This is a genomic window from Paraliobacillus zengyii (assembly GCF_003268595.1).
GTDB classification, from domain to species: Bacteria; Bacillota; Bacilli; order Bacillales; family Amphibacillaceae; genus Paraliobacillus_A; species Paraliobacillus_A zengyii.
Genome location: NZ_CP029797.1, coordinates 432,934 through 453,943 on the forward strand (window position 1 = coordinate 432,934; position 21,010 = coordinate 453,943).

Annotated in this window: 22 protein-coding genes, 11 tRNA genes and 1 rRNA gene; 32 read left to right on the forward strand and 2 right to left on the reverse strand. The window is 37.9% G+C overall.

The window, feature by feature from the left end; genetic code table 11:
- The first annotated feature begins 176 nt into the window (after positions 1-176).
- The 4 genes from DM447_RS02275 (at position 177) to cshA (ending at position 3,746) form a co-directional block, all read left to right on the forward strand.
- On the forward strand, positions 177-419 hold the full coding sequence (locus DM447_RS02275) for a glutaredoxin domain-containing protein (RefSeq protein WP_112179717.1): 243 nt from the start codon (positions 177-179) through the stop codon (positions 417-419).
- Between the two features lie 66 nt (positions 420-485).
- A complete protein-coding gene (locus DM447_RS02280; protein WP_157967362.1) occupies positions 486-875 on the forward strand; it encodes a YppG family protein in 390 nt (129 codons plus the stop codon).
- A 102-nt stretch (positions 876-977) separates the two neighbouring features.
- Positions 978-1,688, forward strand: coding sequence for an alpha/beta hydrolase (locus DM447_RS02285; protein WP_112179719.1), 711 nt, complete (start codon positions 978-980; stop codon positions 1,686-1,688).
- 594 nt (positions 1,689-2,282) lie between these two features.
- Positions 2,283-3,746 (forward strand): degradosome RNA helicase CshA, encoded by a 1,464-nt coding sequence (cshA, locus tag DM447_RS02290; protein ID WP_112179720.1) that lies wholly within the window; start codon positions 2,283-2,285, stop codon positions 3,744-3,746.
- Between the two features lie 60 nt (positions 3,747-3,806).
- On the opposite strand, the gene DM447_RS02295 is transcribed toward cshA, so the two are convergent.
- Entirely contained in the window at positions 3,807-4,574 is a 768-nt protein-coding gene (locus DM447_RS02295) for a rhomboid family intramembrane serine protease (RefSeq protein ID WP_112179721.1), read from the reverse strand.
- A 135-nt stretch (positions 4,575-4,709) separates the two neighbouring features.
- Between DM447_RS02295 and acpS the strand changes: the two genes are divergently transcribed.
- The 15 genes from acpS (at position 4,710) to DM447_RS02370 (ending at position 17,191) form a co-directional block, all read left to right on the forward strand.
- Positions 4,710-5,078: a holo-ACP synthase gene (gene acpS / locus DM447_RS02300; RefSeq protein WP_112179722.1), complete on the forward strand. Its 369-nt coding sequence runs from the start codon at positions 4,710-4,712 to the stop codon at positions 5,076-5,078.
- Positions 5,079-5,145: 67 nt separating this feature from the next.
- A complete protein-coding gene (locus DM447_RS02305) occupies positions 5,146-6,657 on the forward strand; it encodes an NAD(P)H-hydrate dehydratase (RefSeq protein WP_112179723.1) in 1,512 nt (503 codons plus the stop codon).
- A 53-nt stretch (positions 6,658-6,710) separates the two neighbouring features.
- Positions 6,711-7,730 (forward strand): LolA family protein, encoded by a 1,020-nt coding sequence (locus DM447_RS02310; protein ID WP_112179724.1) that lies wholly within the window; start codon positions 6,711-6,713, stop codon positions 7,728-7,730.
- 164 nt (positions 7,731-7,894) lie between these two features.
- Positions 7,895-9,010, forward strand: coding sequence for an alanine racemase (gene alr / locus DM447_RS02315; protein WP_112179725.1), 1,116 nt, complete (start codon positions 7,895-7,897; stop codon positions 9,008-9,010).
- Positions 9,011-9,172: 162 nt separating this feature from the next.
- The gene (locus DM447_RS02320) at positions 9,173-9,454 is read left to right on the forward strand and encodes a CopG family ribbon-helix-helix protein (RefSeq protein WP_112179726.1); all 282 of its coding nucleotides are present in this window, start codon (positions 9,173-9,175) and stop codon (positions 9,452-9,454) included.
- A gap of 4 nt (positions 9,455-9,458) precedes the next feature.
- Complete coding sequence (locus DM447_RS02325) at positions 9,459-9,809, forward strand: type II toxin-antitoxin system PemK/MazF family toxin (RefSeq protein ID WP_112182627.1); 351 nt, start codon at positions 9,459-9,461, stop codon at positions 9,807-9,809.
- A gap of 206 nt (positions 9,810-10,015) precedes the next feature.
- On the forward strand, positions 10,016-10,885 hold the full coding sequence (locus tag DM447_RS02330; protein ID WP_112179727.1) for an RsbT co-antagonist protein RsbRA: 870 nt from the start codon (positions 10,016-10,018) through the stop codon (positions 10,883-10,885).
- Positions 10,886-10,890: 5 nt separating this feature from the next.
- Positions 10,891-11,247, forward strand: coding sequence for an STAS domain-containing protein (locus DM447_RS02335; RefSeq protein ID WP_112179728.1), 357 nt, complete (start codon positions 10,891-10,893; stop codon positions 11,245-11,247).
- 3 nt (positions 11,248-11,250) lie between these two features.
- Positions 11,251-11,670, forward strand: a complete 420-nt coding sequence (locus tag DM447_RS02340) for an anti-sigma regulatory factor (protein WP_112179729.1) — start codon at positions 11,251-11,253, stop codon at positions 11,668-11,670.
- On the forward strand, positions 11,671-12,684 hold the full coding sequence (locus tag DM447_RS02345) for a PP2C family protein-serine/threonine phosphatase (RefSeq protein ID WP_112179730.1): 1,014 nt from the start codon (positions 11,671-11,673) through the stop codon (positions 12,682-12,684).
- A 52-nt stretch (positions 12,685-12,736) separates the two neighbouring features.
- Complete coding sequence (locus DM447_RS02350; RefSeq protein WP_112179731.1) at positions 12,737-13,072, forward strand: STAS domain-containing protein; 336 nt, start codon at positions 12,737-12,739, stop codon at positions 13,070-13,072.
- Complete coding sequence (rsbW, locus tag DM447_RS02355; RefSeq protein ID WP_112179732.1) at positions 13,072-13,548, forward strand: anti-sigma B factor RsbW; 477 nt, start codon at positions 13,072-13,074, stop codon at positions 13,546-13,548. The genes DM447_RS02350 and rsbW overlap by 1 nt, the downstream gene beginning before the upstream one ends.
- Positions 13,520-14,311 (forward strand): RNA polymerase sigma factor SigB, encoded by a 792-nt coding sequence (gene sigB / locus DM447_RS02360; RefSeq protein ID WP_112179733.1) that lies wholly within the window; start codon positions 13,520-13,522, stop codon positions 14,309-14,311. The genes rsbW and sigB overlap by 29 nt, the downstream gene beginning before the upstream one ends.
- Positions 14,311-14,907 (forward strand): SpoIIE family protein phosphatase, encoded by a 597-nt coding sequence (locus tag DM447_RS02365; RefSeq protein WP_112179734.1) that lies wholly within the window; start codon positions 14,311-14,313, stop codon positions 14,905-14,907. The genes sigB and DM447_RS02365 overlap by 1 nt, the downstream gene beginning before the upstream one ends.
- 109 nt (positions 14,908-15,016) lie before the next feature.
- The gene (locus DM447_RS02370; protein WP_112179735.1) at positions 15,017-17,191 is read left to right on the forward strand and encodes a Tex family protein; all 2,175 of its coding nucleotides are present in this window, start codon (positions 15,017-15,019) and stop codon (positions 17,189-17,191) included.
- A 22-nt stretch (positions 17,192-17,213) separates the two neighbouring features.
- Here the strand turns inward: DM447_RS02370 and cmpA are convergent, their stop codons facing one another.
- Complete coding sequence (cmpA, locus tag DM447_RS02375; RefSeq protein WP_112179736.1) at positions 17,214-17,330, reverse strand: cortex morphogenetic protein CmpA; 117 nt, start codon at positions 17,328-17,330, stop codon at positions 17,214-17,216.
- Between the two features lie 81 nt (positions 17,331-17,411).
- Here cmpA and DM447_RS02380 point away from each other — a divergent pair, with 81 nt between their 5' ends.
- The 13 genes from DM447_RS02380 (at position 17,412) to DM447_RS02440 (ending at position 20,988) form a co-directional block, all read left to right on the forward strand.
- A complete protein-coding gene (locus tag DM447_RS02380) occupies positions 17,412-17,855 on the forward strand; it encodes a SprT family protein (RefSeq protein ID WP_112179737.1) in 444 nt (147 codons plus the stop codon).
- Positions 17,856-18,122: 267 nt separating this feature from the next.
- Positions 18,123-18,197, forward strand: a tRNA-Asn gene (locus DM447_RS02385).
- A 2-nt stretch (positions 18,198-18,199) separates the two neighbouring features.
- Positions 18,200-18,290 (forward strand) — tRNA-Ser (locus tag DM447_RS02390).
- Positions 18,291-18,309: 19 nt separating this feature from the next.
- Positions 18,310-18,381, forward strand: a tRNA-Glu gene (locus DM447_RS02395).
- A 40-nt stretch (positions 18,382-18,421) separates the two neighbouring features.
- Positions 18,422-18,498 (forward strand) — tRNA-Asp (locus tag DM447_RS02400).
- Positions 18,499-18,505: 7 nt separating this feature from the next.
- A tRNA-Gln gene (locus tag DM447_RS02405) sits at positions 18,506-18,580 on the forward strand.
- Between the two features lie 115 nt (positions 18,581-18,695).
- A tRNA-Lys gene (locus tag DM447_RS02410) sits at positions 18,696-18,768 on the forward strand.
- 36 nt (positions 18,769-18,804) lie between these two features.
- Positions 18,805-18,891 (forward strand) — tRNA-Leu (locus DM447_RS02415).
- A gap of 68 nt (positions 18,892-18,959) precedes the next feature.
- Positions 18,960-19,033 (forward strand) — tRNA-Arg (locus DM447_RS02420).
- A 7-nt stretch (positions 19,034-19,040) separates the two neighbouring features.
- Positions 19,041-19,117 (forward strand) — tRNA-Pro (locus DM447_RS02425).
- Between the two features lie 26 nt (positions 19,118-19,143).
- Positions 19,144-19,217, forward strand: a tRNA-Gly gene (locus DM447_RS02430).
- Between the two features lie 9 nt (positions 19,218-19,226).
- Positions 19,227-19,304, forward strand: a tRNA-Ile gene (locus DM447_RS02435).
- Between the two features lie 96 nt (positions 19,305-19,400).
- Positions 19,401-20,988, forward strand: a 16S ribosomal RNA gene (locus tag DM447_RS02440).
- The last annotated feature ends 22 nt before the right edge of the window (positions 20,989-21,010 follow it).

The following is a 21,010-nucleotide window of genomic DNA, read 5'->3' on the forward strand; positions in this document are numbered from 1 at the left end:
ATATTAAAATAAAGTTTAATCATCAGATTAAAGGGTAACTATTACAGTAACCTTAAAAAAGTAGTAAAAAAGTCCCTTTATCATATTACAGAGAAGTTTCAATTCTTAGGTATCTGGAATCATATATTGTCATAGAAGTTAACATCATGAATTGCACAAAATAAGGAGGAGCAAAAATGGGTGAGAAAAATATTCGGGTATATGTAAGTAATGATTGTAAAGAATCTAATGAAATGATTCATTTATTAGAAGAACTAGATGTGCCTTTTGAGCAAAAGAATGTTACAGAGAACAAGTCTTACATGAAAGAGTTGCAAGAACAGAAAATATACGCTACACCAGTTGCAATTATTAATAACAATAAGATCTTAGGATTTCAGAAGAACAAATTAATGGATGTATTACGCCGTTATGCATAATAGAACGAATTAATGGTATGGGCATATGATAGTAATGAAATAACTTTTAAGAAAGGGTTTGTTCACATGCCTATAAGAAAACCATCTCCGTTTTTATATCGACAAAATGCTGGTAAGTATTATAATCAACCATTCCAATTCTATCAAACGATACAGCAGCAAGCAAACTATCCATCACCTACAACATACGTGCAAACACCTCAACAACCACAAAACATTTCACCTTATCAGTATTTTGCAAAGCCAGCCCAACCGATTGAATGGTATTCAGAATCAAACTCGTTTACTGATACAAATAGTCAACAAGCCAAGGGTTTTATGCATATGTTTCAAGATAAGGACGGGCAAATGGATCTTGATAAAATGTTAAATACTGTTGGTCAGATGGCTAATACGTATCAGCAGGTTTCACCGATAATAAAGGGGATAGGTTCCTTTATGAAAGGAATAAAGTAAGCTCCTACCCATTTTATATGGATTTCAACTTTTGAGGAATGATAACCTCTGACTCAGGGTAAAGTATAGCAATGGCAATTTTATAGAGAAGAGGGATAAGTAGTGATTGGTTGTTTATGTATTCATGGTTTCACCGGGGGAGCATATGAAATAGAACCATTAGCTGATCATTTACGAAGTCAAACGGATTGGTATATTGAAGTGCCAACGTTACCTGGTCATGGTAAGGAATTAGCTTTAGAAAAAGTAAGCTATCAAGATTGGATAGAAAAGGCTGAAGAAGCGCTTATTGAGTTGAGGCAAAAAGTAGATAGTGTATACTTGGTAGGCTTTTCAATGGGAGGTATGATTGCAGCATACCTTGCAGCCAAATATGATGTGACGAAATTAGTCTTGCTTTCACCATCACGTAAATACTTGAATATGAAGCAACTGACTATTGATATCAGTCAGTTTATTAGAGATAAACTGATTGGTGAATTAGAGAATAATTTTTTGTATCAACAGTATCACCATAAAAAGGGTGCCATACCATTTCGTGCTTATATTGAATTTGTAAAATGTATGAAGTTTACGAAGCCGTTTTTACAAAGCGTCACCTGTCCTGTTTTAGTAGCACAAGGCATTCAAGACGGAGTGGTACCATATACGACTACCCAATACCTAGATAAAGAAATTCCAAGTGAAATAGAAGTGATTTATTATTTTGATTCCAAGCACTTAATTTGCTTAGGTGAAGATAAAGATATCTTAAGTAAAGCTGTTTGTAAATTTTTTAGAAAAAAAGACAAAGTTGTCCCCCAACTTAACTGATTTGGGGGAATTTTTTTGTTTATATATAAACTTAGTAAAGATAATGTAGAATCACGTATAATTTGTCGGCTTCATTCAAAAAATAAAAAGAACTCTACGATAGCAATACATTTACAAAGGATAAGCCAAAATTTTCAAAGATGATTTAATCATTTTTTTTAGACGATTTTTTTATATATGGCGCAAATGATTGAAAATCCTCATGTTTATAGGTAGAATTAGTGGGAAGAGTATGGTAAGATGTAGTAATCCATTGAGTGCTCGCTAATAAGCCCATTCCCACGAGTGCGGAAGAAGGCTTTTTTCACGTTAATGATTCATTGATTGAAAGCACCCCTTTCAACTGTAACGTCTAATGAATTAAGATGCTTTAGACTTATATTTTTACTTTTGTTCATTATAAAAGCAAAGAATTCGGTTCTATATAAAAGGGTCTGTCTTTTAAAGTTGTTTTCAATAACCTGGTAAGCAGCCATTGTTACCATATTAAATTTAAAAATTACACATGATGAAACGTCTTAACATACGAAAAAACTTGTTAACGTGTATAACGTGCTAAATATGAGATCAAAAAAGAAGGAGTTTGAAAAGAAATTGACAACATTTGAATCACTAGGTATATCTCAACCAATTATGAAGTCCCTTAAACAAATGGGATTTGAAGAAGCAACACCAATTCAGGAACAAACTATTCCATTGGGTTTAGAAGGGAAAGACGTGATCGGACAAGCCCAAACTGGAACAGGTAAAACAGCTGCATTCGGTATTCCGATGATCGAGAAAATTTCTGTAGATGAAAGAAAGATTCAGGGATTAATCGTTGCACCTACAAGAGAATTAGCAATTCAAGTATCTGAAGAAATTCATCGTTTAGCCAAATTTAAAGGTGTACGCACACTTCCTATTTATGGTGGTCAACAGATGGATCGCCAAATCCGTGGATTAAAAGACGGCCCGCATATTGTTGTAGCAACACCTGGTCGTCTATTAGACCATATTCGACGTAAGACGATTAACATTAAAAATGTGCATACAGCTGTTTTAGATGAAGCTGATGAAATGCTTAACATGGGTTTCATTGAGGATATCCGTGATATTCTAAAAGCTATTCCAGAAGATCGTCAAACATTATTGTTCTCAGCAACAATGCCAAAAGAAATTAGAAATATTGCTTCTACATTGATGAAGAATCCTGAAGAAGTAAGAGTGAAAACAAAAGAAATGACTGTTTCAAATATTGATCAGTTTTTTGTTGAAGTAAATGAAAGACAAAAGTTCGATACGTTAACTAATCTTCTTGATATCCACGTACCAGAATTGGCAATTATTTTTGGTCGTACGAAAAAAAGAGTGGATGAGGTAACAGAAGGACTTCAAGCACGTGGTTTCAGTTCTGAGGGAATTCATGGTGATTTAACACAAGGAAAACGTATGTCAGTTTTAAATAAATTTAAGAGCGGACGTATTGAAATTCTAGTTGCAACTGATGTTGCTGCTCGTGGATTAGATATCTCTGGTGTTACACACGTATATAACTTTGACGTGCCACAAGATCCAGAAAGCTATGTACACCGTATTGGGCGTACTGGTAGAGCTGGTAAAGGTGGAGAAGCAATTTCATTTATTACGCCAAGAGAAGTGCCACACCTTCATTTAATTGAAAAGGTTACGAAGAGTAAGATGAAACGCATGCAAGTGCCATCTTCTGATGAAGCTCGTCGTGGTCAACAAGAATTAACAAAAGAAAAATTAGAAACAACGATTCAGAAAGAGAATATCCAAGATTATCGTGAAACTGCAGCAGCGTTATTAGAAGAAAATGATTCTGTTACAGTAATCGCAGCAGCGCTGAAATTGATGACGAAAGAGCGTCGTCAAGCACCTGTTACATTGACATCTGTTCAACCAGTAAGTGTCAAAGGAAAAGGTGGAAAAGGCGGTAATAGCTATCGTGGTGGAGATAAACGCAACTCATCTCGCAAAGGTAAACCAAGTGGCGCTAGTGCTGGTGGTAACCGTAAGTTCCAAAACAAACGCGGCTCAAATAAACGCGGATAATATAAAAGCCAACATGATGAATTTCATGTTGGCTTTTTGCTTATTTAATTATAGGTTTAATTAAAATAACCCACCTATAACTCCCAATACAATAAGTACAATAATGACTCCCCAAATGATCGCTCCTACGTTCTTATTCGGAGAAAAACGTTTCTTATTCCAACGATTAGGATCAAATGAAACAGAATCACCTTTTGGTTTTCGTCTACGTATTTGCTGATAGGTAAATGTTTTTGCTTTTGTTAATACAAGTGGTCCTAAAGCCAAACCACCAATGAAGCCAAATAGATGCGCATAAATATTAATGCCTGGTCGAAGAAATGTCATAATTAGACCAATCACACCAATGGTAATAACAATTTGTCTACTAGACGGATCGATTAAATCTTTACGCGAGAATGCCATGTAAATGTACAAACCAATTAACCCGTATACAGCACCAGATGCCCCATAATGCATATAGTTTAATCCAGGTTCAGCTAAATAGGTAAAAATATTACCAACAACTCCAGCAAATAAATAAACAAAAATAAATTTCGATTTACCTAACATTTGTTCTAGTGCTGGACCAAATAAAACAAGTGAGAAAGAGTTAAATAAAATATGCATGATACTGCTTGGGTCATGAATGAAAATAGGTGTAAGAAAACGCCAGTATTGTTCTGCTTCGATTGCTGCATTCCAACCAATTCCCCATGAAAAAATCCAATCTCCTAGTGGAGTGGAGAAGAAAGTATTGAGCCAAACGAATAGTTGGATGCCTATAATAATAGTTACAGTTGGATAAAATCTTATAAAGTCTTTAAATGTTTCGGAACGAAAAAACATAGTCATACTCCTTTATCATTTGTGCGTCATTTCTATCATATACCATCTAAAGAAGAATACACAATCAAAACCTCTAGTAAATATGTGATGAATTCCGTTATACTAACAATACAATATGCAAAGGAATGATAGAAGATGATTTTGGGTATAGGGGTCGATATAGTTGATTTAGAAAGAATAAAGGTAATGATGGAACGACAACCGCGTTTTATAGATAAATGTTTGACGCCAAATGAAAAAGGGCAATGGGAATTATGTCGTACTAAAAAAAGGAAAGTTGAATTTTTAGCTGGAAGGTTTGCTGCTAAAGAAGCATTCTCAAAAGCGCTAGGTATAGGAATCGGCCGTTTAGGTTTTCAGGATATTGAAATTAGAAGAAACGAGTTAGGAGCTCCGTTTATTATCTCACAGTCAACCGCATCTAATATTGTCTTCTTATCACTATCACATAGTGACACTTATGCAATTGCTCAAGTCGTAATTGAGCAAAGTATACAAGAGTAGAATTGGACAAGTTTGCATAAATGGCTAAGCTGTCTCATATATTTTAGTGCGGGTAGGAGGGAATAAGTTGAAGATCGTTACCGCAAAAGAAATGTACGAAGTTGACCGAATTGCGATGGAAGAAAAGGGATTACACGGGTGTATTCTGATGGAAAACGCAGGACGATCAATAGCTGAAAAGGTAAAAAAACATACTAGTAAAAGCAGTAAAATAATAGTTCTAGTTGGTAGTGGAAATAATGGAGGAGATGGTTTTGTTATTGCTCGAACATTATTTAATCAAGGCTACTTGATCGAAGTTATTCAACTAGTTACTAATGATCAAATAAAAGGGGACGCGCTATACCATAAGAATGTTTTCGAACAATATAGTGGCATTGTTCATCCTTATTCTATGGCTAGCCACACATTGATTGCTGAGGCAGATGTCATCGTTGACGCAATGCTTGGTATTGGTGTGAATGGTAAAACGCGTTATCCATACAATGAAATAATAACCTCAGTAAATGCATCTCAAAACCTGATCATATCGGTTGATATTCCAAGTGGTGTTCCTTCAGAGAATGATCTGGATTTTGAAGTCGCAATTAAGGCAGATTATACGTGTGTAATTGAGGCACCAAAGTTAAGTGCTTTCGTTACAGGCTATGCTTCTTATTATGGTGAATGGGAAGTCATATCAATTGGTTTACCGGTTGATGCATTCGAACAAGTTCAAGAAAGACGTACATGGGATCAATGTGATGTTAAAGCTACTTTGCCTAAAAGGGATCGATTTGCTCATAAAGGAAGCCACGGGAAAGGGCTGATCATAGGAGGAAGTAGATTGATGCCTGGTTCGGTTACGATGACAGCAAAAGCTGCATTGCGTGCAGGAACAGGTTTACTAACAATTGGGACAAAGAAAGATGCAATCCCATCTATTGCATCACAGTGTGCAGAAGCAACCTTTATTGATTTAACTGCTGAAGGTGGTTGGATTGGTGCTGAGAATGTAATAAAAGACAGTAACTATGACGTGATTGCAATTGGTATGGGAATGGGAAGAGAAAAAGCTACCTGCGAATTTACTAAACAGGTTTTAAGGGAAGCAAAGGTCCCTGTGTTAGTTGACGCCGATGGTCTTTCTCACATCCAAGATGATTTGACTATTTTGCAAAGTCGCTCTTACCCGACAATCTTAACTCCACATCCAGGGGAAATGGCAATGTTACTGAATTGTTCAATAGCTGAGGTAGTTGCTGCACCTTTTAAGGTCGCTAAAGAGTTTGCTGAGAAATATCACTTGCATCTCGTTCTTAAGGGGACATATTCGATCGTAACGGATCCGTCTGGTAACCAATGGGTAAACACAACTGGTAATCAAGGACTTGCCAAAGGTGGAAGCGGAGATTGTTTATCCGGAATTATTTTGGCAATGATAATGCAAGATCAGACTATTTCTGAAGCATTGTCCAATAGTTGTTATATTCATGGGAAGTCAGCTGATTTACTTGTGGAAGATAGCCATAGTACGTATGATTTACTTGCGACAGATGTAATCGAAGGAATTCCTTTCGTGTTTCGTGCATTTTCTTAATGTGGTACGGTCATTCCTTTTGTCCTTGGATTTGAGCCGAAGGAGCTGTGACCATGAAAAAAAGTATCAGCGTTGGAATCATACTTGTGTCGATGCTGTTGTTAGTTGCCTGTGGAGAAAAGTCAAAAGAAGATGTGATGACGAAATTAGAAGAGAGTCTAGAAGAAATGAGTGGCTACCAGACACAAGCGAGCATGCGTCTTCAAACAGGTGAGAAAGAGCAAAGTTATGAGATTGAAATTGCGCATAAAAAGAAAGCCTATTATCGTGTTTTGCTAAAAAATGACCAAGATGAAGAAGGTAGTCAAATTATTTTAAAAAATGATGATGGTGTATTTGTGTTGACACCTGCATTAAACAAAAGTTTTAAATTTCAAAGCGATTGGCCATCCAATAGCAGTCAGCCCTATTTATATCAATCACTTGTAACCGATATATTAAATGATGGGGATGCCGTATTTAAGACGACTGAAAATTATTATGTGTTTGAGACGAAAACGAATTATCAAAATAATAGTACGTTACCGTATCAAGAAATTTATTTCGATAAAAAAACGTACACACCTGTAATGGTAAAAGTGTTAGATCAAGATCGAAAAGCATTAGTCGAAGTCGAGTTTACAAATTTCGAATTAGATCCTGAATTTCCTGATGATATGTTTGAAATGGAAAATAATATGACAAGCAGTCTATTTGGAATACCTGTAAGCGCGGATGTTGAAAATATGGATCAAGATTTAACTGTTTTATATCCAACGGAATTATTAGGAAGTGAATTAACCGAAACAACAGAGGTCGATACAGAGAATGGTAAGCGAGTCATGTTATCCTATCAAGGTGATAAAGATTTCACACTAGTTCAAGAGAAACCAGAAGTATATCAGACATCTGTGATGCAACCTGAAATGGTGAATGGAGATCCAGTTAGTTTAGGGTTTACCATCGCAGCACAGACTGCATCAGCATTAGAATGGAGCTATCAAGGTGTCGATTATTATTTGGCTAGTGAGGCATTAACGAAAGAAGAGATGACTGAAGTGGCGACATCTATAACCGCTCAAGCAACAAAATAATCGTTCATTAAAATTAATAGAAATGAAGCAGATACCTTTTTGTAAGGCTCTGCTTTTATTTTTTTAACGGAGCTGATGATAAAGGCTTCCATATTTCTTTTAAATCATAGTTGACACAGAAAAGCGGGAGGTAAATAATAAAGACATAAAAGGAGAAGTTGGACATGACACAATTATCATACCGCGCTGCTTGGATAGATGTTGATTTAGGGGCGATTCGCTATAATGTGAAGCAAATCAAAAAACGCCTCTCTCCTACAACAAAAGTCTATGCAGTTGTAAAAGCAAATGGATATGGACATGGAGATGTGGAAGTTGGTAAAACAGCACTTCAAGCAGGGGCTTCAGCATTAGCAGTAGCTTTACTAGAAGAAGCGATTCGATTAAGAGAATCGGGTATTACTGCTCCCATCCTTGTGCTAGGCAGGGTTGCACCTGAATACGTAGAAACGGCAGCGAAATATAAAATAACACTTACTTTTTATCAAAAAGATTGGCTTAAACAAGTAAAACAACAAGATTTTACAGAACAGTTAGATGTCCATTTGAAATTAGATACCGGAATGGGAAGAATTGGTGTACAAAAATCGGAAGCGTTAGTTGATATTTTACAAGAAATGACCGATCCACGAATTCATTTTCAAGGATTATTTACACATTTCGCAACTGCCGATGAGGGAAGTCTAACGTATTATGAAGAACAGAAGGATAAGTGGGAATCATTACGGACAGTTGTTGAATCTAACTGGTCCAATCCCGTGTTGATGCACACTGGAAATAGTGCTGCTAGTATGCGTTTTCCGGACGAGATGTTAGACTATGTGCGTTTCGGTATTAGTTTATACGGGTTATATCCCTCGCCAGTTGTTAAAGAAGAAAAGCCAATTCCCTTAAAACCAGCACTGTCATTACATGCGCAATTAGTACATGTAAAAAAAGTTTCACCGGGCATGTCAGTTAGTTATGGTGCGACCTATACTGCTACAGAGGAAGAATGGATAGGAACGATCCCACTAGGTTATGCAGATGGATTACGCCGTAAATTACAAGGAACAGATGTGCTAATAGCAGGAAAACGAATGAAAATTGTCGGAAAAATATGTATGGATCAATGTATGGTTAAATTAGATCAAGCATATCCTATTGGAACACAAGTAACATTAATAGGTAGAATGCAAGATGAAGAAATAACGATGGATGAAATGGCTGAAAACTTAAATACAATTAATTATGAAGTAGCTTGTATGTTAAGTAATCGTATCCCTCGTTATTATAAGTGAAAGAAGTTTTATAAGCTTAAATCTTAGTAAGGGCGCTTCATTTGGTTCAAAGGGATAATAAAAATTAAAAAAAGTGAAAAAAATGCCTTTGCAAAGCACTTTGCACAATGATATGATAGATAGTGGATAAAGTAAATGGGCTTGTAGATGTGGTGGAGGTGTATGGTTTTGTCAGAGAACGCACAAGAAATTGTTGTTCGATTACCTAAGAATCTGCTTAATGAGGTGGACCGTTTAATGAAGAATGAGAACAGTGATCTGAATGAATTTATTTATCAGGCAACTAAATCGTATTTACGAGAGAAGAAAAAAAGACATATTCGAGAATCCATGCAAAGAGGCTATATGGAAATGGCTAAAATTAATTTAAATATTGCTTCAGAAGCTTTTCAAGCTGAAGAGGAGGCAGAAAACACCCTTGAGCGCTTAGTGAGTGGGGTGTAAACAGTTGATTGTAAAAAGAGGCGAAGTTTATTTCGCCGATCTTTCTCCTGTCGTTGGATCAGAGCAGGGCGGGGTACGCCCGGTATTGATCCTACAAAATAATATAGGTAATCGTTTTAGTCCTACGGTTATCGTTGCTGCCATTACCGCACAAATTCAAAAAGCTAAATTGCCGACGCATGTCGAAATTGATGCAAAGAAATACGGTTTTGAACGTGACTCTGTTATTTTATTAGAGCAGATTAGAACGATAGATAAACAGCGATTAACAGACAAAATAACGCAACTAGATAATAACATGATGGAAAAAATTGATAAAGCATTAGAAATCAGTTTAGGTCTAGCAGATTTTTAACGCAGATGAACAGAATAAAAAAGCTCTTGTCTAAAATCGACAAGAGCTTTTTTATATAGGAAAGAGGATAGGGAAAGGACGATTAGAAAATATGCATAAAATACGACAAATAAGTATGTTATTATGGAACTGTTAGACAAACAATGATAAATTACTTATATATATAGTTTTGTTTAGATAAAAGATAGCAATACGGAGGAGATAAGATGCACAGAAGATTACAAGCAATTGTTGTTGATAACAGTGATACAATTATTAAGAATTGGCTAGAACAAGTGTCAGAAAAGCGTAAATCTGACTATACCTCTGCAATATCAGATGAATTATTTCAAAGTACAAATAGAGAATTTGTAAATGTAATCTTTACTAGTGTTGATAAAAGCGGTCTAACGGATGAATTAGATAACTTCTCAGAACGATTAGTTAATCTTGGCTGGCCATTAAGTTACTTAACAGATGGTCTACAGACGTTTCGTCGTGTAACGATTGACTTTATTCTTAGTCAATCCGAAAAAATAGATTCCGATCACTTTTCAACAGTTTTAGATATGGTCGATAGATGGATTGATCCAATTATTAATCGATTGGTTAATGAGTATTCAGGTAGTTGGGAGCATACGGTTTCGATGCAACGTGTTGCATTGCAAGAACTATCGGCACCACTCATTCCAGTAATGAATAATATCACTATAATGCCTTTAATTGGGACAATTGATACTGAACGAGCTAAGTTAATCATGGAAAACTTATTGGAAGGTGTTATTAAGCATAATTCGGAAGTTGTCTTAATTGATATTACTGGCGTGCCAGTTGTAGATACCATGGTTGCGCACCATATCATACAAGCATCTGAAGCAGTGCGTTTAATTGGATCTACTTGTATTTTAGTTGGAATTCGTCCAGAAATAGCCCAAACAATTGTTAATTTAGGGATTGATTTAAGCAAATTCCCAACGAAAAGTTCATTAAGAAAAGGTTTTGAGACAGCACTGGAATTGACTGACAGAAAAATTGAAAACTGCGGAGAAACGGAACAAAATATTGAGAAGTTATTAGGGTCTCTTAAAAAGGAGTGAGTGCCGTGCGAATACCAATTTTAAAGTTGCATAACTATTTACTTATTTCCATTCAAACTGATTTGGATGACCAAACAGCGATTCAATTTCAAGAAGATCTTCTAAATAAAATACACAAAAGCGGTGCCACAGGGGTAGTGATTGATTTAACATCTGTAGATATTATCGATTCATTTATTGCAAAGGTACTAGGAGATGTCGTGACTATGTCCGATTTGATGGGAGCAAGAGTTGTATTAACTGGCATCCAACCAGCAGTTGCCATGACATTAATTGATTTAGGAATTCATTTGCAAGATGTGCGAACTGCTTTGGACTTGGAACAAGGCTTGATTAAACTTCGCCAGGAACTGGAGGACTGATGAATGGACTTCAAACCCTGCGTTAACATACAAAATGAATGGGATATTGTTGGAGCGCGTCAACTAGGTCGTGAACAGGCTAAAGAGGTAGGATTCGGTACAGTTGATCAAGCACGCATAGCAACAGCTATCTCAGAGCTTGCAAGAAACATTTATCTCTATGCAGGAACCGGTAAGATTTGTTTTGAAATTATAAATAATTTAGAACGAAAAGGATTGATTATTGTTGCTGTAGATCAAGGGCCTGGAATAAGAGATATTAGTCAGGTAATGCAGGACGGATATACCACGTCAGGTGGTTTAGGTGCTGGTCTTCCTGGTGTAAGACGATTAATGGACGAGTTTGATATTGTATCAGATATTGGGGTAGGTACAGAAATACGTACATCCAAGTGGATACGTAAAGGTTTAGGGGGTGCTTAAGTGGAAACAATTAAGCTTGATATGGAAGATTATCGTAAATTACTAAAAGAATATTTACTTACAAAGGATGAAACTGCTCTTTATCGTGCAGAACAATTCAGTAAGTTATCCATGCAACATAATATTTCTCCAGAAGAGATTATTAATACGCATATTGAAGCTTTAAAAGAATTATATCCAAGTTTACAGAAAGAAATCAGTGACTCTTTAAACTTCTTGTTAGAGGCTATGATTTCTTATGGTTTGGCTTATCAAGAATTTCAGAGCCTCCGAGCCAAACAGTCTGAATTAAACTCGGAAATATCGGTTGCAGCTAACATGCAACAAACATTATTATCTACTATTAAGCCGCAGACAAAGGGTCTTGATATTGGAGCTATTAGTGTTCCAGCAAATCAAATGAATGGTGATTATTATCATTTTGTTACAGATAAAAAAGATGATTCTTTAGGAATTGCGGTCGCAGATGTTATTGGAAAAGGAATACCAGCAGCGCTAGCGATGTCGATGATTAAGTACTCAATGGATAGTTTTCCGGAATCTCAGCGTAATCCGAGCGCTATTTTAGAAAATTTAAATAGAGTTGTAGAACGTAATGTTGATCCTAGCATGTTCATTACCATGTTTTATGGCTTATATAACCCGAAAGACGCGGTTTTTTCATATGCATCTGCCGGTCATGAACCAGGTTTTTATTACCATGCAGATAAAGGTGAATTTGAGGAAATAGAGGCGAGAGGTCTCGTGTTAGGGGCAACAGATCAATCGAAATACCAACAATTTGAACGTCACATTAAAAAAGATGATCGAATTATTTTATTGACAGACGGTGTGTCGGAATGTCGTGTGGGTGATCGGTTTATTGAACGTGAAGAAGTCCTAGATGTTATCAAAGAATACATACACTTGCCTGCTCAAGAAGCTGTAGAACATGTCTATAAACACTTTGAACGTGTACAAGACTTCCAATTAAGGGATGATTTTACATTAATTATTCTACGAAAAATAGTTTAACGGTTTAATTGAAAGGGTAAAGAGTGAAGACAATTAATGATGGAGGTAAATAATGAATATTAACCTAGATATACAAGTAGTTGAGGAAGACTTAACTACGACGCTGGTATTAGCTGGAGAGATTGATGCCTATACTGCTCCTAAATTAAAGGATGCTTTACTTCCACTAACCCAAAAGGCTAACGTAATGGTTATCGTTGATTTAGAAAAAGTAGACTACTTGGATAGTACTGGACTTGGTGTCTTCATAAGTGCGTTGAAGTCAACAAAGGAGTACGGTAGTGAATTGAAGTTATTACAACTACAAGACAGGGTACGTCGATTATTTGAAATTACAAGTTTAGATAGCATCATTACAATTGAAACGACTGTACGGGGTGGGAACTAATGGAATATTTTGACTTCATTGAAATGAAGGTACCTGCAAAAGCGGAATATGTAGGTGTTGTACGTTTGAGTATCTCAGGCATTGCTAATAGAATGGGTTTTACATATGAAGATATTGAAGATTTAAAGGTAGCGATTTCTGAAGCGATGACAAATGCTACAACGCATGCATACAGCAAGCGAGAAGAAGGTGAAGTAACAGTAGGATTTGGTGTATATGACAACCGTTTAGAAGTTATGGTTGCCGATCATGGCGGTAGTTTTAACCTGGCGGAAGTTAAAAACGGGATAGGACCATATCGTCAAACGGAAGCAATTGAGAATTTGCGAGAAGGCGGGTTTGGTCTATTTTTGATTGATGCATTAATGGATAAAGTAGAGATTAAAAATGAATATGGTGTAATTGTGCTTATGACAAAGTATGTCCATACGAATGAGGTGGGAATAGATGACGACCAAATCTCAACCACACAATAGTCGTGGGGATGAGGTTTACCAATGGATAAAGCATCTTCAAGAAAACCCAAAAGACGAAGAAATACAAGAAAAAATTGTCTTGACCTATCAAAATCTTGTTCATTCTATCGCTCGTAAATATGCAAAGAATAGTATGATACATGAAGATCTTGTTCAGGTAGGGATGCTCGGATTATTAGCGGCAATCAGACGGTATGATCCAACATTAGGTAAATCATTTGAATCGTTTGCGATACCTACTATTATAGGTGAAATAAAACGATTCATAAGAGATAAAACATGGAGTGTGCATGTCCCACGTCGAATCAAAGAACTTGGTCCGAAGATTAAAAAAGCAACAGAGGAACTTACAACGGACAATCAACGTTCGCCATCTGTTGGAGAAATTGCTGCCTATTTAGAGGTGTCGGATGAAGAAATATTAGAAACGATGGAAATGGGTCAAAGTTATCGAGCGCTCTCAGTTGATAAAAAAATCGAGGCAGACTCAGATGGAGGAACTGTCTCTATCTTAGATCTAGTAGGTAATGAAGATGACGCCTATGAAACAACAGATCAGCGAATGTTACTAGAAAAGGTTTTACCCCTCTTAACTGAAAGAGAACAACAGATTTTACAATTGACTTACTTTGATAACAAAAGTCAAAAAGAAACAGGAGATACGCTTGGTATTTCCCAAATGCATGTTTCGCGCATCCAAAGAAAAGCTTTAAAGAAGTTAAGAGAAGCACTTCAAGCTGAAGATATAGGGGCGCATTACTAGTGAAACAACGTGAACATATGCAACTATCTGTTTATCAAAAGGCGAAAAAAGGTAATTATTATTGTGGAGACAGCTACTATTTTAAAGAAACAGAAAATGAGTTTATTTGTGCACTTGCAGATGGTTTAGGAAGTGGCGAACAGGCAAAAGAATCATCTCAAGCTGTAATGGATATTATTGAGGATAATGATTATGCAACTGTTGAGCAACTAATTAAATTATGTAATAAAGAATTAATTGGCAAGCGCGGTGTTGTACTAGGTGTGCTTAAAATTAACTTTATTGAAAAAACATACACATATTCTTCTATTGGTAATATTGGGATCATGACGATTTCTGCGGATTCAGAGAAAAAACGAAATATTCCCCAAAATGGATATTTAGGTAGTTTTCCTCGTCAATTGAAAGTAGTACATGAAACATTTTCTGAAAATATGGTTTTTGTCATGTTTTCCGATGGTGTAACTTCGAAAGACTTATCATATAAGTATTTTTTGGAAAAAGATGTTACAAAGATAACGGACTTGTTCTCACATTCGATGGATCCAATTCGACATGATGATACCACGCTGATTGTAATGAAATATAATTTATAAAAAAGTTCTTATCGATACGGATAAGGACTTTTTTTAGTAGCAATAATCTCTATTATGCAAAAACATAGGAGTTTGATAAACTATAGAGGAATAGATAGGAGGAAATAACGTGACAGAAGCCACCGCACCATTAAAAGAAATAATTGATTGGGTAGTAAAAGAAACGGATATAGCTGCATCTTCAATTAATCAAGTGATTACATTACTTGAAAAAGGCAACACTGTGCCATTCATTGCTCGTTATCGTAAAGAGCAGACAGGGGCATTGGATGAAGTTCAAATCAAAACAATTGAAGATAAATGGGAATATGCTGTACATTTATCTGAACGTAAGCAAGAAGTAATTCGCTTAATTGATGAACAAGGAAAACTAACAGATACACTGAAAAATGATGTGGAACAGGCAACACAATTACAACGAGTAGAGGATCTTTACCGTCCATATAAACAGAAAAGAAAAACAAAAGCAACCGTTGCGAAGGCAAAAGGCTTAGAGCCATTAGCAGAAATAATTTGGACACAAGATGTCATTTCCATAGAACAAGAAGCGACTTCTTACTTATCAGAAGAGCATGAATTACTAACGGTAGAAGAAGTCCTTGCTGGTGCTAATGATATTATTGCAGAATGGATATCTGATGATGCTGTGTATCGAGAATACATAAGAGAGAGCACACATAAAAAAGGAATTATACAATCAGAGGTAAAGAACAAGGCTGAGGATGAGAAAGGCGTATTTGAAATGTATTATGCATACCAAGAGCCGATTCGTTCTGTTGTCTCTCACCGTATACTAGCGCTTAATCGTGGTGAAAAAGAGGGAATTATTAAGGTAGGTATTTTACCACCGATTGAAAGTATTGAAGCTTATTTAGAAAGAAAAATAATAAAAACAAAAGCAGCTGAAGCGGTGCGGACGTTTTTACAACAAGCGATAAGTGACAGTTATAAGCGTCTTATTCAACCGTCAATAGAGCGAGAAATTCGCAACTTATTATCTGAATCAGCAGAAAAACAAGCGATTGATATTTTCTCGAAAAATCTTAAAAACCTTTTATTACAACCACCTCTTAAAGGTAAAACAATATTAGGTGTAGATCCTGCTTTTCGTACGGGTTGTAAACTAGCAGTTGTTGATGAGACTGGAAAAGTATTTGATATTAACGTTATATATCCAACTGCACCAAAACATGATACAGTTGGTGCAGAAAAAATAGTATTAGACTATTTGAAACGATATGATGTTGAATTAATATCGATTGGAAATGGTACAGCTTCTAGGGAAACAGAACAATTTATTGCTGATTTAATTAGTAAGCACGATCTTTCTGTAGCATACATGATAGTTAATGAGGCGGGAGCAAGTGTATATTCTGCTTCTAAGTTGGCTAGAGAGGAATTTCCTGACCTGAAAGTGGAAGAGAGAAGTGCTGTGTCGATTGCAAGAAGAGTTCAAGATCCTTTAGCTGAATTGGTTAAGATTGATCCGAAGTCCATAGGGGTAGGCCAGTATCAACATGATGTCACACAAAAAAGTTTGAATGAGTCATTAAAATTCGTGGTAGAAACTGCGGTTAACCAAGTTGGGGTTAATGTAAATACTGCGTCGACATCCTTATTGCAATATGTTTCTGGTTTAAGTAAAACCGTAGCAACCAATGTGATCAAGGAAAGAGAATCTTTAGGTAAATTTACAGATCGTAAGCAATTAAAAAAGATACCAAGATTGGGTAACAAAACGTATGAACAGAGTATTGGGTTTTTACGTGTCTCTAATGGGACTGAACCTCTTGACCGTACGCCTATTCATCCAGAGAGTTATCCGGCTACCAAAGCTTTACTAAAAATGATTGGTTGTAAAACCGAAGATTTAGGTTCTGAAAAACTAAAACTGAAATTAGAAGAACTTGATGTTGAGGCTGTTGCAGAACAATTAGATTTAGGGAAGTTAACCTTATCGGATATTGTTAAAGCATTGGGTAGTCCTGAACGAGATCCGCGTGATGATCTAGCACAACCTTTATTGAAGAAAAATGTATTATCAATGGAAGATCTAAAAACAGGTTTAGAATTACAAGGTACCGTCCGCAATGTAGTGGACTTCGGTGTGTTTGTGGATATTGGTGTTAAACAAGATGGGCTTGTTCATATTTCAAAGATGTCAAACAAGTTTGTTAAACATCCAATGGATATAGCGGCTGTTGGTGATGTAGTAACAGTTTGGGTCGATAAAGTTGATGAGCAAAAACAACGTATTGCTTTAACGATGATTAAAGAAGACTAAGAGATAGAAGGATATCGAGAGACTATCTCGATATCCTTCTATCTAAATAAAAAAACCAGCATTGATTTAAGATTTTTATCTGTCTTAAGTTTTTTTCTTGAAAGGCGTCCGACATTTGTTTTTTGAACCAATTGGGCATATGATCTTCTCCTTGGTTTGGTTATGATGATATAAGATATGTAGGACATAAGTTGAATGTGATAAATGAGGGGTATAGTAGATGGAACAAATAGAATTAGAACGATTGATCAACGAATTGTCACTTACTTATTTTAAAAAGCCATATATAGATAAAGTTTCCTTTAATAAAAGATTACGAACTACTGGTGGAAGGTATCTTCCAACAAAAAGGTCGATTGAATTAAATCCGAAATATTTAGAGGAATTAGGATTAGAAGAGTTTTGCGGTATAATTAAGCATGAGTTATGTCATTATCATTTACATATAGAAGGAAGAGGATATAAGCATGGCGATATAGAATTTAAGCGTTTGCTAGAGAATACTGGATCACCTCGTCATTGTCAGCCTTTACCTACAATGAATGAGGATCCGTTACATTTATATGAGTGCATAGCATGTAAACAACCTTATCCTAGAAAAAGAATACTTAATGTTAAGAAGTATCGTTGCGGTAAATGCAGAGGAAAGTTAGTAAAGCTCTAGTAATGAGAGCAGTTATTAAATTTGTAGCGGTTTTTTTAATTAAAAGATTGACGAGTAATAAGATTTTATGTTAAATTATATAAGCATTTGAAAAACAGACCTACTTTTTTATATAAGAAGCTTGACCTCTTCCTATTCTTTTTAGTAGAATATAAGGAGTGTCGACAGTATATGAAAAGACTAATAGAGAGTTTTGAAAAATGTTATTGACATAGGGTGTTAATTGTAGTATTATTTTAAAAGTCGCCAAAGAAAACATTTAATTATTCCACAGTAGCTCAGTGGTAGAGCAATCGGCTGTTAACCGATCGGTCGTAGGTTCGAGTCCTACCTGTGGAGCCATTGGAGAAGTACCCAAGTGGCTGAAGGGGCGCCCCTGCTAAGGGTGTAGGTCGTGTAAGCGGCGCGAGGGTTCAAATCCCTCCTTCTCCGCCATTTTTATATATTTTATCAAGGCCCGTTGGTCAAGCGGTTAAGACACCGCCCTTTCACGGCGGTATCACGGGTTCGATTCCCGTACGGGTCACTTTTATTATTTTGAATATTTTCGCTTTGCGAAAATTATTGGTCCGGTAGTTCAGTTGGTTAGAATGCCTGCCTGTCACGCAGGAGGTCGCGGGTTCGAGTCCCGTCCGGACCGCCATTATTTATGGGCTATAGCCAAGCGGTAAGGCAACGGTTTTTGGTATCGTCATGCGCTGGTTCGAATCCAGCTAGCCCAGCCATTTTAAATAAAGCAAACTTAAATATTTCTACTATATTAAAACCTTTGGAACGTAAGTGTTTTCGAAGGATTTTCTATTGTTACAAAGAAAATTAAAATTTGGTATTTTATAATTCGAGCCATTAGCTCAGCCGGTAGAGCATCTGACTTTTAATCAGAGGGTCGAAGGTTCAAGTCCTTCATGGCTCATCACATATAGTTGTTTCTTTTGTCTCAATTATATATGCGGTCGTGGCGGAACGGCAGACGCGCTAGGTTGAGGGCCTAGTGGGTGAATAACCCGTGGAGGTTCAAGTCCTCTCGACCGCACCAAGTTGACTATAGAAAATCATTGACGTTTTAGGTGCTCTGTGATATATTTAAATATGTCGCTTTAACGAGCGCCCGTAGCTCAATTGGATAGAGCGTTTGACTTCGGATCAAAAGGCTAGGGGTTCGATTCCTCTCGGGCGCATCATAACCGGGAAGTAGCTCAGCTTGGTAGAGCACTTGGTTTGGGACCAAGGGGTCGCAGGTTCAAATCCTGTCTTCCCGACCATGAGGACAATTTATATATTTAATAATGCGGGTGTAGTTTAGTGGTAAAACCTCAGCCTTCCAAGCTGATGTCGAGGGTTCAATTCCCTTCACCCGCTCCATTGTAAAATGGGCCTGTAGCTCAGCCTGGTTAGAGCGCACGCCTGATAAGCGTGAGGTCGGTGGTTCGAGTCCACTCAGGCCCACCATTTAACAATTGATCTTTGAAAACTGAACGAAACACACAGTATGTTAAGTAAGTAGAAACAACAAGCTAGTTAAGTATTTGAGCAGCAAGCTCGCATTTTATGGAGAGTTTGATCTTGGCTCAGGACGAACGCTGGCGGCGTGCCTAATACATGCAAGTCGAGCGCATGAAATAAGTGAATCCCTTCGGGGTGAAACTTATGGATTGAGCGGCGGACGGGTGAGTAACACGTGGGCAACCTGCCTGTAAGACTGGGATAACTCCGGGAAACCGGGGCTAATACCGGATAACACTTTTCTTTACCTAAAGGGAAGTTGAAAGGCGGCTAGGGTGAAAGTTTACTTTCACCCCTGGCTGTCACTTACAGATGGGCCCGCGGCGCATTAGCTAGTTGGTAGGGTAATGGCCTACCAAGGCGACGATGCGTAGCCGACCTGAGAGGGTGATCGGCCACACTGGGACTGAGACACGGCCCAGACTCCTACGGGAGGCAGCAGTAGGGAATCTTCCGCAATGGACGAAAGTCTGACGGAGCAACGCCGCGTGAACGATGAAGGTTTTCGGATCGTAAAGTTCTGTTGTTAGGGAAGAACAAGTACCGTTCTAACAGGACGGTACCTTGACGGTACCTAACGAGGAAGCCCCGGCTAACTACGTGCCAGCAGCCGCGGTAATACGTAGGGGGCAAGCGTTGTCCGGAATTATTGGGCGTAAAGCGCGCGCAGGCGGTTCTTTAAGTCTGATGTGAAATCTTGTGGCTCAACCACAAGCGGTCATTGGAAACTGGGGAACTTGAGTACAGAAGAGGAGAGTGGAATTCCACGTGTAGCGGTGAAATGCGTAGATATGTGGAGGAACACCAGTGGCGAAGGCGACTCTCTGGTCTGTAACTGACGCTGAGGCGCGAAAGCGTGGGGAGCAAACAGGATTAGATACCCTGGTAGTCCACGCCGTAAACGATGAGTGCTAGGTGTTAGGGGGTTTCCGCCCCTTAGTGCTGCAGCTAACGCATTAAGCACTCCGCCTGGGGAGTACGGCCGCAAGGCTGAAACTCAAAAGAATTGACGGGGACCCGCACAAGCGGTGGAGCATGTGGTTTAATTCGAAGCAACGCGAAGAACCTTACCAGGTCTTGACATCCGCTGCCAACCCTAGAGATAGGGCGTTCCCTTCGGGGACAGCGTGACAGGTGGTGCATGGTTGTCGTCAGCTCGTGTCGTGAGATGTTGGGTTAAGTCCCGCAACGAGCGCAACCCTTGATTTTAGTTGCCAGCATTTAGTTGGGCACTCTAAAGTGACTGCCGGTGATAAACCGGAGGAAGGTGGGGATGACGTCAAATCATCATGCCCCTTATGACCTGGGCTACACACGTGCTACAATGGATGGTACAAAGGGCAGCGAAGCCGCGAGGTGAAGCAAATCCCATAAAACCATTCTCAGTTCGGATTGTAGGCTGCAACTCGCCTACATGAAGCCGGAATCGCTAGTAATCGCGGATCAGCATGCCGCGGTGAATACGTTCCCGGGTCTTGTACACACCGCCCGTCACACCACGAGAGTTAGCAACACCCGAAGTCGGTGAGGTAACCTTTACAGGAACCAGCCGCCGAAGGTGGGGCCAATGATTGGGGTGAAGTCGTAACAAGGTAGCCGTATCGGAAGGTGCGGCTGGATCACCTCCTTTCTAAGGATAAATGAAAAGCGTA